Annotated in this window: 12 protein-coding genes and 1 tRNA gene; 10 read left to right on the forward strand and 3 right to left on the reverse strand. The window is 44.5% G+C overall.

Annotation, left to right across the window (positions count from 1 at the left end; translation table 11 throughout):
- The first annotated feature begins 220 nt into the window (after positions 1-220).
- The 6 genes from JJU34_RS06425 (at position 221) to JJU34_RS06450 (ending at position 7,704) form a co-directional block, all read left to right on the forward strand.
- A complete protein-coding gene (locus tag JJU34_RS06425) occupies positions 221-1,315 on the forward strand; it encodes an Mrp/NBP35 family ATP-binding protein (protein ID WP_228691505.1) in 1,095 nt (364 codons plus the stop codon).
- A gap of 4 nt (positions 1,316-1,319) precedes the next feature.
- Positions 1,320-1,568, forward strand: coding sequence for a NifU family protein (locus JJU34_RS06430; protein WP_228691555.1), 249 nt, complete (start codon positions 1,320-1,322; stop codon positions 1,566-1,568).
- Positions 1,552-4,620 (forward strand): M43 family zinc metalloprotease, encoded by a 3,069-nt coding sequence (locus tag JJU34_RS06435; RefSeq protein ID WP_228691506.1) that lies wholly within the window; start codon positions 1,552-1,554, stop codon positions 4,618-4,620. The genes JJU34_RS06430 and JJU34_RS06435 overlap by 17 nt, the downstream gene beginning before the upstream one ends.
- Positions 4,621-4,761: 141 nt before the next feature.
- Positions 4,762-5,535, forward strand: a complete 774-nt coding sequence (locus tag JJU34_RS06440; RefSeq protein ID WP_228691507.1) for a PASTA domain-containing protein — start codon at positions 4,762-4,764, stop codon at positions 5,533-5,535.
- On the forward strand, positions 5,536-7,392 hold the full coding sequence (locus JJU34_RS06445; RefSeq protein WP_228691508.1) for a T9SS type A sorting domain-containing protein: 1,857 nt from the start codon (positions 5,536-5,538) through the stop codon (positions 7,390-7,392).
- Positions 7,393-7,395: 3 nt separating this feature from the next.
- A complete protein-coding gene (locus JJU34_RS06450) occupies positions 7,396-7,704 on the forward strand; it encodes a rhodanese-like domain-containing protein (RefSeq protein ID WP_228691509.1) in 309 nt (102 codons plus the stop codon).
- 15 nt (positions 7,705-7,719) lie between these two features.
- Here the strand turns inward: JJU34_RS06450 and JJU34_RS06455 are convergent, their stop codons facing one another.
- On the reverse strand, positions 7,720-8,829 hold the full coding sequence (locus tag JJU34_RS06455; RefSeq protein ID WP_228691510.1) for a site-2 protease family protein: 1,110 nt from the start codon (positions 8,827-8,829) through the stop codon (positions 7,720-7,722).
- Positions 8,822-9,448: an HAD family phosphatase gene (locus JJU34_RS06460; RefSeq protein WP_228691511.1), complete on the reverse strand. Its 627-nt coding sequence runs from the start codon at positions 9,446-9,448 to the stop codon at positions 8,822-8,824. Before JJU34_RS06460 ends, JJU34_RS06455 begins: the two co-directional genes overlap by 8 nt.
- A 366-nt stretch (positions 9,449-9,814) precedes the next feature.
- On the opposite strand from JJU34_RS06460, the gene JJU34_RS06465 reads away from it, so the two are divergent.
- From JJU34_RS06465 to JJU34_RS06475, 4 genes are all read left to right on the forward strand, one after another.
- A tRNA-Ile gene (locus JJU34_RS06465) sits at positions 9,815-9,888 on the forward strand.
- Positions 9,889-9,935: 47 nt separating this feature from the next.
- Positions 9,936-10,238, forward strand: coding sequence for a GIY-YIG nuclease family protein (locus JJU34_RS21770; protein WP_366512677.1), 303 nt, complete (start codon positions 9,936-9,938; stop codon positions 10,236-10,238).
- A gap of 439 nt (positions 10,239-10,677) precedes the next feature.
- The gene (locus JJU34_RS06470) at positions 10,678-11,364 is read left to right on the forward strand and encodes a hypothetical protein (RefSeq protein ID WP_228691512.1); all 687 of its coding nucleotides are present in this window, start codon (positions 10,678-10,680) and stop codon (positions 11,362-11,364) included.
- Positions 11,365-11,833: 469 nt separating this feature from the next.
- Complete coding sequence (locus JJU34_RS06475) at positions 11,834-12,964, forward strand: BamA/TamA family outer membrane protein (RefSeq protein ID WP_228691513.1); 1,131 nt, start codon at positions 11,834-11,836, stop codon at positions 12,962-12,964.
- A gap of 11 nt (positions 12,965-12,975) precedes the next feature.
- On the opposite strand, the gene JJU34_RS06480 is transcribed toward JJU34_RS06475, so the two are convergent.
- Positions 12,976-13,194 (reverse strand): hypothetical protein, encoded by a 219-nt coding sequence (locus JJU34_RS06480; RefSeq protein WP_228691514.1) that lies wholly within the window; start codon positions 13,192-13,194, stop codon positions 12,976-12,978.
- Positions 13,195-13,403 lie beyond the last annotated feature (209 nt).

A 13,403-nucleotide genomic window follows, 5' to 3' on the forward strand; every position in this document is an offset into this window, starting at 1 on the left:
GCAGGGGCTTGTGTGAATGTAGTGCAAACTAAATGTTCCGAAATAAGGTTACCATTACGCAGACCCAGCCAAGGATTTAGAGGTTGGAACCAAGAGGCAGGACGCACCATTAGCTTTTTTTGGTCCCCTGTCCGCTGCCAATTGAAGGCGAGGGTTATGCTAAAAAATTTTATTTAGAGGTTTATTCAGACTAAATTGCAAAAAATTTCGTAAAGCTAACATGGTTCTTTCAAAAGAGAATGTATTACAAGTACTGTCTACAGTACAGGATCCCGATTTGAAGCGGGATTTGGTCACCTTGGGCATGATTCAGGACTTAGAGATTCAGGAACGTAGCGTGTCGTTTAAGGTGGTGTTAACCACTCCCGCCTGTCCCTTGAAAGAAATGATCAAAAACGACTGTGTGCAGGCACTGGAAAAGGCCTTTGGCGAATTGCCGGATTTGGATATATTTATGACTTCCAATGTGACCAGCTCAAGGAACAACACTCCCTTGCTGCCTGGAGTGAAAAATATTGTGGCGGTAGCTTCCGGCAAAGGTGGAGTAGGTAAGTCAACCTGTGCGGCAAATCTGGCAGTTGCCCTTGCCCAATCGGGTGCCAAGGTCGGCTTGATAGATGCGGATATTTTCGGGCCATCTGTACCTACCATGTTTAATGTGGAGGGTGAACAGCCCACCGTAAAGCAAGAGGACGGAAAAAACATTATCATTCCCATTGAACAATATGGGGTAAAACTGATGTCAATCGGCTTTTTGACACCCGCAGACAGTGCGGTGGTTTGGAGGGGTCCGATGGCCAGTTCAGCGTTAAAGCAATTTATTGGAGATGTAGCCTGGGGCGAGTTGGATTATCTATTATTGGATCTGCCTCCGGGCACCTCAGACATTCACTTGACCATGGTACAAACGGTGCCGGTGACAGGTGCGGTAATCATCACTACGCCACAGAAGGTGGCTTTGGCCGATGCTACCAAGGGACTTACCATGTTTCAGCAGCCTCAGATAAACGTTCCGGTATTAGGCGTTATCGAAAACATGGCCTATTTTACACCGGATGAACTGCCTGATAATAAGTACTATTTGTTCGGAAAAGACGGTGGGAAGAAACTTGCCCAGCGCTTTAACGTTCCCTTTTTAGGCGAAGTGCCGATTGTGCAAGGTATCAGAGAAAGTGGAGACAGTGGATTTCCGGCAGTATTGAAGGCAGGCGTAACAGCCGATGCTTTTCAGACCCTAGCAGAAAATGTGGCGCGTCAAATAGCCATCCGCAATGCGGAAAAGAACAAAACCGAGGTAGTACAGATAAAGAGTTGATATGATGTTAGATCAATATAGAGCAGAAATAGAGGTTGCCCTGGATACTATCCGGCCCTATCTGGAGGCCGACGGGGGCAACGTAAAAGTCGTGGATCTCACTGAAGGTATGGTGCTGAAGTTGGAGTTAACAGGCACTTGTAGTTCCTGCCCCATGTCCACCATGACATTGAAAGCAGGGGTGGAGGAAGCCATCAAAAAAGCAATTCCTGAGATTGTCAAAGTAGAAGCGGTAAATGTTGAAGTGGCGTAATATTTCCACCCGTCATTTATACCTATACACCAACGCTCTTACAGCGTTGGTATTTTGTTTTTTTCTTAGTCTGACCGGGTTTGCCCAGGGTTCGGCTGATGGGAACTTTCCCCACGTGCATGACGAAAAATGCGGCGCAGCATTTATGGAACAGCTTCAAGAGAAAGAACTTGGGGTGTTTGGGTCCAAGGAATATTTTGAAACCTGGCTTAGCAAGCGCAAGCAGGAGTTGAAGGATACGGAATCTTCGCAGCGTAGGCAGGAAGAGGTACGAAAAATTCCCGTTGTAGTGCATGTGATACACACGGGTACACCGGTGGGTGTGGGAGCAAATATTCCTGATTCGCAAGTACTTTCTCAAATAGCCATTTTAAATCAAGACTTTAGAAGGCTAAACCCAGACGCAGAAAATACGCCCGAGGAGTTTCAGGCTGTGGCCGGTGATGCGGGAGTAGAATTTGTGCTGGCTCGACAGGATCCGAGCGGTATGCCCACGAACGGAATAAACCGAGTGCAGGGAAGTCGAGATACCTACCCTTTGGGGTTTAATGCGCAGATCAGTGAACTGGCTTATTGGCCAGCAGAGGATTATTTAAACTTTTGGGTTTTGCCCTTGCAATCACCCAATATTGGCTATGCTTCCTTTCCCGTTGCTAGCAACTTGCCAGGGTTGGATTTTCCGCCTCCGTCCAGACTCACCGACGGGGTGACAATCGATTACCGCTATTTTGGAGAGGGTGGAAATGCCCTTCCTTCCTCCAGAGGGCGTACAGCGACCCACGAGGTGGGTCACTTCTTAGGCCTAAGACATATTTGGGGAGACGGTGGATGCGGTATAGATGATTTCGTGGCAGACACTCCCGAGCAGGGTTTTTTCACTGCTGGCTGTCCACCTCATCCAAGGTCGAGCTGTGGTTCGGTAGATATGTTTCAAAACTTCATGGATTACACCTCAGATGTGTGCATGAACCTGTTTACTCTCGGACAGATCGAGCGGATGAATACCGTATTGGCTTTTAGTCCCAGAAGAACATCTCTGCTTACCAGCAGGGCGCTTGAAGAACCCGAATTGCTGCTAAATAACCTGAGGTTGGATAAAATCATAGACCCATTCCGTTTCGTTTGCGGGGAGGAAATAATCCCTAGTATACTGATATCAAATGTAGGAGGGAACCGTGTGGCAAGTGCAGAGGTTCAGATACGCTTGAACGATGATGTAGTGCAAACCCGTACCTTTGCACTCGACTTACCGGTGGGAGGTAGAGACACCCTTCGCTTTGAGTTGATTTCTTTGAATCCAACCGTTAACAATTTCTTCGAGGCGGAAATACTTTCGGTAAACGGGGAACTGGATGAAGACCCCTTTAACAATTATCTGAATTCCTCGCCGATATTTGCTTCATTTACCAGCTTGCCATTTTATCAAGCTAGTCAAGGGATTGAAAATTGGGATATTTTGAATCCCGATAATTTGGTGACTTGGCAGCCGATTGATTTGGTGCTCGATGGGGTCATAGAGGAACTAATGTACCTCAATGGCTACAACTATAACCTTCAGGGAGAGGTTGATTACCTCATCAGTCCCACATTTAGTCTGCGGGATGTAAGCAATGCACAGCTTTCTTTTGACATGGCTTTTGCACCCTTTGACAGTGAACAGTTTCAGGAGGGACTTATGGTGGCGGTATCTTTGGACTGTGGCAACACCTTTCAGGCCATGGATTATCTCTACACCAAGAGAGATGATTCTCTGGCTACAGAGTCCCGCACGTTTAACGAGTTTTTTCCCAATAGCCAAGCCCAGTTTCGCAAGGAAGTAGTCAATCTAAGTGCTTATGCAGGTCATGAACGAGTTCGGGTGGCATTGATTTCGAGTAATGGGTTTGGAAACAATATCTTTGTCAAGAATCTGACTATAGAAGATAGCGAAGTCTATCGCTACGATTTTTCCCTTTCACAAAAAAACAGTCCCCTGCCGGTTACGGCGGGTCTACAGGAGCGGGATGAAGTGATAGTGGAAAATACGGGTAATCTTCCCATTGACGGATTCTTAGTTGATATCTTTATGCAGGGCAGGGCGTCGGACATAACCACCCTACTAATAAGAGATTTTGGATTGGGTGTTGGGGAAAGTAAGTCATTAGAGCTCCCGGATTTTTTCCGATTTGGACAAAACCGGATAGACTATCGGATCTACCAACCAAACTTCGATCAGAACGGTGGAAACAGCAGTACCCTTCGCTGGCATATTTTCCAAGATAGCAGTGCTATGGATATTCCATGGCGCCAAGACTTTGATAGATCAGAGGCTTTGGGATCTTGGTTGAGAATCAACCCAGAGCGGAATTTCTCGTCTTGGAGGGTGTTTTTGGGAAATGGTGAAAACACCTTTTTGGGTCTTACCACCATGCAGGAAGGCGACTCGTATTGGTTTGCTTCTCCGTTATTCGATCTAAGCGGAACAGATCGCGCCAGTCTTTTTTTCGGATGGACAGGAGGAGGCTTCTCCAATGCCTCCCAGCTTGCCTTTGAGGTTTTGGTTAGTAACGATGGCGGGGCAACTGCCATTCCGCTTTGGAGTCGGGAAGGTGCTGCGCTTAACAATACTTCGGAAGGCCAACGTCCGAGCGAGGCGAATCCGGGAACTTTTCAACGGGAGTTTATTAACTTGTCCGACTTTGCTGGGCAGGACAATATACGGGTATTTTTCCGTGTAAGTGACCACGGTGCACCCGGCGCCTCTTTGTTTTTGGATGATTTGGAGTTGTTTCTTTCCGATAATCCGCGCCCGGTGGATCCAGGATTGAACAATACCATCCTATACCCAAACCCGGCGACGGAGCGATTTTATTTGGCGTTTAACTTTGCCGATTTTGAAAGCGTCCGTATCCAAGTAATCTCCCCTTTGGGTCAGGTGGTGCTTGATCAGGAGAAACCCCAAACACTAAATCAGACCTATTCCTTTGACACGGTCAAATTTGCGAAAGGATTGTATATCGTCCAGATTAGCAGCCAGTTCTTCACCGAGACAAGGAAGCTGATTATTCGTTAATTTAGAAAAGTTAACAGGTAAAATATTGTAAAACATCTAAATGAAGGGGTATTGGAATTACTTTTGATAGATGATTTCCGTTAAAATGCACGTAAAAATTGGTTAGCTTTACACATCTGTTTATTATCATTTAAAGCCATTATGGAGGGAATTTCAAAAGGACTGAAAAAACTGGGTATCCATATCCTGATCATGATTGGGATCTTATTTGCCCTGTTATTCGTATTCTTTACCATTTATTTACCCAGCTATACCAGTCATGGAGAGTCGGTGACGGTACCGGATTTAGAGGGAATCCATTATTCTGAGCTAAATAATTTTTTGGTTGCCAGGGATTTGCGTTATGAAGTCACGCTTGATAGCGGCTTTGTAGCGGAGGCGACACCCCTCTCCGTTCTTAAACAAAATCCCAAGCCAGGAGCAAAAGTGAAGCAGAACCGAAAGATCTACGTGACCTTGAATGCAGAAAATCCGCCGCTGATCAAAATGCCGGGGCTGGTCAATACGCAGCTGAAAAATGCTCAGGAAATTCTAGCCAATTATGGATTGGTTAGAGGGGAAATCGTCTATGTGCCAGACATCGGAATTAACGTAGTGCTGGAGCAAAAATACCGAGGACGGGATATCAAGGAGGGTTTTGAAATCCCGAAAGGCTCCCAAATTGACTTGGTGGTGGGTGATGGTTATGGCAATCAGAGCTTCGAAATGCCCAACCTAATTGGTATGGATGATGTGGAAGCTGAGTTTTTGATTTTGGGTTCAGGGCTACGTATGGGCAATATCAATTATGTGAAAACAGATACGGTACCTAAGGGCACGGTCGTTCGGCAGCTGCCTCCAGATGGGGTCATGGCCAAAACAGGCGAACGAGTAGATATCTGGGTATCCGAGTTATTGGATACTATACAGTTTTAGATGAAGTCTCCGGAAACCATAGTAACCTGTGTGATTCTATTCCTGTTAACGGGGGTGTATACCACTGTTTTTGGGCAGTTTCAGCAGTTACCTGCGGGTCTAAAGCCGGGATCATCCGATGAAGCATCGCTTTCTATTTCTGCCAGACAAGCAGAGGAACGACTCAGCCTTCCATTTTGGGATGATTTTTCATCCAATGTTCTCAATAGTAGCCTGTGGGATAATCAGGGTGCCACCCGGTCTACCTCTATTGGTGTTGACCCTCCTTCGCTCGGCGTGGTTTACTTGGATGGGGTGGATGATTTGGGGAATCCTTATTCCAGAGAGCGGTTAGCCAATGGGGAAGGAGACCGTCTAACCTCTCTTCCTATAGACTTGTCGAATCTTTCGGCTACAGAGAAGCAAACAGTATTCCTCAGCTTTTTCTGGCAGGCAGGAGGAAGGGGAGAGATGCCGGACGATACCGATCAGCTGGAGGTACAGTTTTTAAGTGCAACTGGGGATTGGGTCGTGGTCTGGGAACAAATGGGCGGAGATCACCTAGATCGACATGTTTTTGTTCAAGAGATTTTACAAGTTGCCCCTGAGTTTTTGCACGACAACTTTCGTTTTCGCTTTCAATATATCGGCAGGCTTTCGGGGCCTTTTGATACCTGGGTGCTGGATTATGTGTACCTCCACAAAAACCGGAATGCCAATGACCGTTTTTACGAAGATAGAGCTCTTTCGCTGGTCCCAAACAGCCCCTTGGGACGGTATACCGCCTATCCACTTTTTTGGCTGGAAGAACTTGGCGAAGAGGGGGGGCAGCGATTAGAAGGGCAGTTTAATAATCTAAGTAACCGATTCCGTGCGATGGAATTTACCGTCACCTTGAGCGATGCACAGACAGGGGCTTTGATCCGAACGGTAAATGCCAATACACCCCTTATCCCCGTGCCTTTGGCTCAGGAGCGACGGAATTTTTTCAGTAACCCCATCAACGACCTGAACGGCTTGCCCTCCGAAGGGTTTGACTTGGAAACAACCCTCTACTTATCTACAGGGGACTTATTTAAGGTAGCACGAGTCGTGGGTAGGGATACGGTATTTGAGCCTTCCATCGACTTTCGGCTAAATGATACGGTGCGGACAGTGACTCCTCTAAGAGATTTTATGGCCTATGACGATGGATCGGCGGAATACGCTGCTGGAATCAATCAAACTTCTGGCATGTTGGCGCTCAGGTATCAGGCCCCGGAGCCGGCTTATGTGACCGGTGTAAGCATCAATTTCACAAACTACCTACAGCGTGGCAATGCTTTGGAATTGATGGTTTGGGACTCCCTAACCAGAAACGCTGTGCACCGACAGGAAATACTGATACCCGATTTTGAGGATATAGGAGATTTTGCCTATTTCCCCATAGATACCAATGTCCGCGTTTCCGGCTCTTTTTTCGTCGGCTTCATGCAATTTACCAATGACTTTATCTATGTGGGACTGGACAAAACTACCGATACTGGAGAGGAGGTTTTTTTCAATGTTTACGGGGAATGGCAGCAAAACGAGTCTGTCGAGGGAAGTTTAATGATCCGGCCGCATCTTTCCCTACAGCCGCCTGTAGAGGGGAGGATACCTGAGTCCGAGGCAGCTGTATTCCTGTACCCCAACCCTACATATACCGAAAATGTGGTGTTGGTGGGTGCGGCAGAGCGAATTATGGTTTTTGATTTTCAAGGACGGGAAATTAATGTACCCATAGAACGGACGGAACAAGGTAATTTGATTAATTTTGCCAATCGGCAAAAAGGGCTTTACCTAGTCAGGGTACTCGCTGGAAATAAATGGAACGCTATCAGATTAATTATCAAATAAACCATGGAAGACATAACCGTAGGAGAACTGAAAGAGCGACTGGCTCGCAACGAAGAGTTTCTTTTTATTGACGTAAGGGAAGAATACGAATACGAAGACGACAATTTGGGTGCGCTGAATATTCCCCTGGGAGACCTTCCGGACAAATTGGATGAACTGGAGGAGTACAGGAACAAGGAAATAGTCATACACTGCCGATCAGGAGCCCGGAGTGGGAACGCGAAACACTTTTTGATGTCAAAGGGTTTTGATAAGGTACGGAATGTACTGGGTGGTATCCTAGCATACAGGGCATTGGAAGAGGAGGAGTAATTTCCTCCTCGTTTTTTAGTCGATTATAAACGGTTGGGGGATAAAGCAAAGGATAAACAGCAAAATGGCCACCCAACCGAGGATTTTTTGAGAATGACTCAGCGGTCGATTATCTGCTACCGGAGGGTGCTGAATGCCCAAGACCCGCCCTAACAGAAATGCAAAAAACAGCCACCCACTGTATCCTTCCAACGTGGGAAAGAAGCTCACCAGAGAATATTGTAGCGCGACAATGAGTAAAGCGATCATCAGCTTGTTAGTCATCGTCAGCCCGGATTTGGCATAGCAAATGAACACAAAGCCCACGTAGAGTGGTAGGGCAATTAGTAGGTAGTTGAAATCTTCGAAGGGAGAGACTACACCGAGACCGGCAAAGAAGATAAAAACCGTGTAGGCAGTCATTGAGATCGTTTTGTGGTGTTTTGGAAACAACCCAAAGATCACGTGACCGCCGTCAAGCTGTCCGATGGGTAGGAGGTTTAGCGCCGTAAAAAACAGGGCCAGATAGCCCGCAAAAAGATAAGGATAATGGATTACCTCAGACATATTGGGCATCTTTTCCGGGTCTGCCAGTGTCTTTTCTAAAACCCAAAAAAGCAGGTTATATCCCAGTTTCAGGTCCATCACTCCTTCTTGTTTTTCCGGATCGTAGTCAGGATCCAGATACTCCGGATGAATTTCGTAAATGAAATCTGCTTCGGGGAGGTGGGTAAACCCATATAAGAGCACTCCGATGGCCAACACAAAACCTGCGAGTGGACCAGCTATGCCAATATCGAAAAACTTTCTCCGGCTGCTGACCAGGCCTTTCATCTGAATGACCGCCCCGAATGTACCGATGGATGGCGCCCCGATAAAGCCCAACCATCCTGGGATAAAATAGGGTAGAGAAGCATTTACCCTGTGATAGATAGAAGCGAACAGATGACCCAATTCATGGACAAGCAAAATCCCGATAAAGGGTATAGAGAATTCCATTGCCCTAAGAAAATACTCCCAGGTAAGCGGCCTTTCGGACGAAAGTATGCTTCTTCCAAACAGCCATTCCCCCCCAGCCAAGGTAGTTGCAGTTAGTGTTAGGAAAAATAGTAGGCCGTGTTTGGCATAGGTTTTTGGACTATACATGCGCAAAAAACTCGATCAATGCCTTGGGATGGTTTACGTGATGGGTTTGGATTCCAACGCTTTTGGCGCCTTCTAAGTTTGATTCCAAGTCGTCAAAAAAGAGAAATTCTTCCGGTTTTCCGCCGACGGCCTGCACCACAGCCTTATAGATTGCTGGGTCGGGCTTTCGCAGACCCATCTCGTGGCTTAGAAACAGCCGGCCAAACAGTTTCATCCATTGGTTTCCTAGTCTGTCGGCAAAGACTCTTTCCACTACCTTGAAGTGGATGGAGTTCGTATTGCTCAGCATGTAGATACCAAAGTTCATTTTAAGCTTTTTAAGAAGTTCCAGTCGTTCTTGGGGGATGTCTACTAATAGGGCATTCCATACCTCATCGATCCAAGCATCCTCCCATTCCTGCCCAAAGTAGCTTCTAACCCCGTCACGAAAGGCCGCTTCGCTGATTTTTCCCATTTCGAGTTGGTAATGGATATCGGAAACCATAAACTCCTTTACTTGCTCGTGGGCGGATTGGGGTAGCTTGCTATATAATTTATTGAAAGTGAGCGAATAGTCTATATCGTAAATTACATTGCCTAAGTCAAAGATTAAAAATTTAATATCCTTTGTGTTTTTCATTCCTCTTGAAGTTGTGAATTTAAATTCAAATATGTAACATTGCAGTCCCAAAAGCAAGGTGTTGCGGAGGGATATCCGTCAAAAAAACAGTTTAGGCGTATATCTCAGTTGGTTAGAGCTTCTGACTCCCCCGATAGGAATCGGGGCAGGAGGTTTGAAGAGATATTGAGAGTTAAAGTATTTTGGGCCTATAGCTCAGTTGGTTAGAGCTTCTGACTCCCCCGATAGCAATCGGGGCAGGAGGTTTGAAGAGATATTGAGAGTTTAAGTATTTTGGGCCTATAGCTCAGTTGGTTAGAGCTTCTGACTCCCCCGATAGGAATCGGGGCAGGAGGTTTGAAGAGATATTGAGAGTTAAAGTGTTTTGGGCCTATAGCTCAGTTGGTTAGAGCTTCTGACTCATAATCAGGAGGTCCCTGGTTCGAGCCCAGGTGGGCCCACGCTAGTGCCGCTTAGTTTTTCTAAGCGGTTTTTTTATTTTTAGGATATGGAAAAGTCTTTTGTTTACGCTCTTTATTCAAAAAAGTTGGATCGGTTCTATACAGGAGTAACCACGCTCACTGTGGAAGAAAGGCTTGAGAAACACATTCAAAAGCATTATGGAAAACTTAATTTCACACAGAAAGCCGATGATTGGCAATTATTCTGGTACTTGGAGTGTAACTCTTTCAAACAAGCACGGAATATTGAACTCCATATCAAAAAAATGAAATCAAGGGTTTATATCCAGAATCTCAAGAAGTACCCGGAAATTGGTGATAAATTACTCCTTAGATACATAAACCTCTGACTCCCCCGATAGGAATCGGGGCAGGAGGTCCCTGGTTTGAGCCCAGGTGGGCCCAAGATAGTTCTGAATATCAGCTAATTACAAGATATTGGTGCAGATTTGGTGCAGATTGACCAAGAATCTTAAAGGGATTTAGTCCTGTCAGTATTCACTGGCAGGACTACTTTTTTTATGAAGTGTGAGTTAATGTTCATGAGGACGAAAGGTACATCTTTTACTAGTCACTTGGTCCAGTTGATTATCACAATTGAGTATTCTTCTCTCATTCGCCTGAATCTAGAATGCCCACCTATCCGGAAACCTTCTGGCTTAATCAAGTTTTGATGACTGTAATTATAAAGAGAATCCGAAAACAAGACGATGCGCATTAGGGTATTCTAACGATAAACTCCTTAGGTATTTTATCAAAGTTGTATATCTTAGGGCAAAAATAACGCAAATGACAAACCATAGACAAGGGCAGTCTCCTTTAAACCCATTAGAAATTAAAGAATGGCTAGATGATTTAAGGAACATTCTCTTTGATTTAAATATTTGCCTTGATAATGTTAAGCGGTTGTCAATGTTAAAATACGAACAGGAAGAATGGGTTAAAGGTCATGGTTTTTTTGATCTCTACATGCACCAACTCCGATTTATCATCGTAATACAACTTTCAAAACTGATTGCGGATAATAAGCGCACACACAAGAGAAACTTCTTTCACCTATGCGAAAAGCTTGAATTAATGGATTTGAATGGTGATTTTTTAAAAGAACTAAGAAAGTATCAGCCAGATAGCCGATTTGAACTAGAGTCAACCCAACAAAGCATAGATGTGCTGACCGAAAATGTAAAAGAAAAACTTAATCGACATCGTTTCCAGATTGAGTCAATTGTTAAAGCAAGGGATCAAATATATGCCCATAATGATCCTAATTCAAACAAGAAAGTTCCTGTCATCCGGGACTTGGAAATTATGATTCTGCTCTGTAACGAGGTATTCAATGGGTTTACAGGGGAGCTCTTTAAATCTCATACTGAATTCTCACGCACTACAGGATGGGATATTGATTTTATACTTAAAGAGATGAGCGCAAGGCGGAAGTTGAAATTGGAAGAAAGACCTTTGAGAGGCAATGTTTAATTTATGGTTTGCGCAAATCACTTTTATCGTTCTGACTGTTTCAAGGACCTCAAAAAGTACCCGGAAATTAGTGATAAATTACTCGTCTTCCACTAGGCATGGATTCCCTGTCTGCCGACGAGGTCATAGCCGTCAGGCAGGGATTCCATCTGACCTTCGAAAAACAAAAAATATACAAATGAAGAAGAGGTATTTGGGAAGTTTAGCCCAAAGAATGCTGCTGGGGCAGCAATTTTTCCGTTGTAAACATTGTATGTATTAGATGTTTATTTTAAGAATAATAGTAATTGGGGTGTAAGCATTTTTTAGTATTATTCAAAATCCCTCCTTATATTTGGTTGAGACAAGATAGCCTAAGACAATCCAAGGTTATTCGGAATAGTTTTGTTTAATTAACGAGCAAGTTAGTTTTCAAAATATAATTGAAACAGGTCCTTTATTTTTGAAATTTGAAGGGTTTAATGTGAATATGAGAGCAAGAGGCTGGCTGGTGATTTTTATGTTGATTTGGCCGGTAGAGATGAAAGCCCAGAATTTCGTCAAGCGGTACATCCATGGAATTCTAAACGATACCAGTGACATATCTCGGCCACAGTTTTTGATGTATCCTACCTTGGCTTATGCGCCGGAGACCAGTTGGGAGGTTGGTTTTAGTACCCTTTATGTCTATTATGCCGAGAGAGATACCACCAATCGACTCAGTGAAATCAATGGGTTTACATTTTATACTTTGGAAAACCAATACGGCATTTGGTTTGACCATGCATTATATACTCCAGGCAATAAGTGGTTTTTTCTGGGAAGGATCCGGTATCAGAGTTTTCCCTTGCTGTATTTTGGGATTGGTCCGGATGCTCCAAAAGAATATGTGGCTAGAGTGGATGCGAATCAGCTTTGGTTTAAAGAGCGGGCGTTACGGCAAATTCGAAGGAATCTGTTTTTTGGCCTCGAAGTCGATTACCAACGGCTAAGTAGGGTGGAGTTTGTGCCTGCGGAGCCCTCAGATCCGCTGGTATTACCGCTTGGATCCGAGGGTTCTGCCAATCTAGGGCTGGGTGTAGGCTTGGTTTACGATGATAGGCACAACGTCCTAAACGTTCGGAAAGGTTCGTTTTCGGAAATAGCCTTGTTCAATTACAATCCTTTTTCGAGCACCGCATTTAATTTCAATAACCTACTGGTAGATACGCGTATTTATAGGCCCCTATCAACCAATACGGTGATTGCTTATCAACTTTTCGGGCAATTTATGTGGGGAGAGGTCCCATTTAACCAACTATCACTGATGGGCGGGGAGAGCCTTATGAGGGGATACTATACCGGACGCTTTAGAGATAAAAATCAAATAGCTTCCCAAGTAGAGCTACGTTTTTTACCGATCAATCTGGGATTTACCAAGCGTATTGGAGCCGCGGTCTTTGGCGGAACATCACAGGTTTTTGATAAATGGGAAAATCTAAATATGGATAAATGGGTACTATCCGGTGGAGCCGGACTAAGATTTCTCTTGTTTCCGAAAAAAGATATCTATACCCGGCTTGACTGGGCCTTTACGAAAGAAGGGTCCGGGATTTACTTCTTTATCGGTGAGGCATTTTAATAAACTACACGTTAGAAGCTAAGGCTGGTTTGCTTTTTTTTTGGCGAACCAGTGGGTTTTTTGAGGTCATCGGGTAGCTTGCCAACTTTCCATCCTTCCGGCTTTTTGAATTTCTCCTTCATTGCCAAAACATCGAAAGTCTCTGGATCATCCGCCGCATGCACAAAAGACCTATAAATTACTAGCAAGCCTAATGTAACGCCAACTACTATCATAAATCCGATTTCCATTTCACACCTCCGTATTTTTTGTCGAAAACAAGTCTATTAAAACCCCCCTCTTTTTTATACGATTCCTTAAAAGAGATGTTTTAATTAATTCTCCTAAACAAATATAAACCGTATAATTATAATATAAAAGCGATGTTTACAGTGAGAAATGTCTGTAAAAATTGATGATATATAAAAAGTATTTTAGCGCTTAAAAAATGCACTTCGTT

It is taken from the genome of Lunatimonas sp., assembly GCF_020832325.1.
Taxonomy (GTDB): Bacteria; Bacteroidota; Bacteroidia; order Cytophagales; family Cyclobacteriaceae; genus Lunatimonas.

Bases quoted from the DNA above. Each gene is read 5' to 3' on its own strand.
- JJU34_RS06425 (WP_228691505.1), top strand. From the start codon at position 221: ATGGTTCTTTCAAAAGAGAATGTATTACAAGTACTGTCTACAGTACAG.
- JJU34_RS06430 (WP_228691555.1), top strand. From the start codon at position 1,320: ATGTTAGATCAATATAGAGCAGAAATAGAGGTTGCCCTGGATACTATC.
- JJU34_RS06435 (WP_228691506.1), top strand. From the start codon at position 1,552: ATGTTGAAGTGGCGTAATATTTCCACCCGTCATTTATACCTATACACC.
- JJU34_RS06440 (WP_228691507.1), top strand. From the start codon at position 4,762: ATGGAGGGAATTTCAAAAGGACTGAAAAAACTGGGTATCCATATCCTG.
- JJU34_RS06445 (WP_228691508.1), top strand. From the start codon at position 5,536: ATGAAGTCTCCGGAAACCATAGTAACCTGTGTGATTCTATTCCTGTTA.
- JJU34_RS06450 (WP_228691509.1), top strand. From the start codon at position 7,396: ATGGAAGACATAACCGTAGGAGAACTGAAAGAGCGACTGGCTCGCAAC.
- JJU34_RS06455 (WP_228691510.1), bottom strand. From the start codon at position 8,829: ATGTATAGTCCAAAAACCTATGCCAAACACGGCCTACTATTTTTCCTA.
- JJU34_RS06460 (WP_228691511.1), bottom strand. From the start codon at position 9,448: ATGAAAAACACAAAGGATATTAAATTTTTAATCTTTGACTTAGGCAAT.
- JJU34_RS21770 (WP_366512677.1), top strand. From the start codon at position 9,936: ATGGAAAAGTCTTTTGTTTACGCTCTTTATTCAAAAAAGTTGGATCGG.
- JJU34_RS06470 (WP_228691512.1), top strand. From the start codon at position 10,678: ATGACAAACCATAGACAAGGGCAGTCTCCTTTAAACCCATTAGAAATT.
- JJU34_RS06475 (WP_228691513.1), top strand. From the start codon at position 11,834: ATGAGAGCAAGAGGCTGGCTGGTGATTTTTATGTTGATTTGGCCGGTA.
- JJU34_RS06480 (WP_228691514.1), bottom strand. From the start codon at position 13,194: ATGGAAATCGGATTTATGATAGTAGTTGGCGTTACATTAGGCTTGCTA.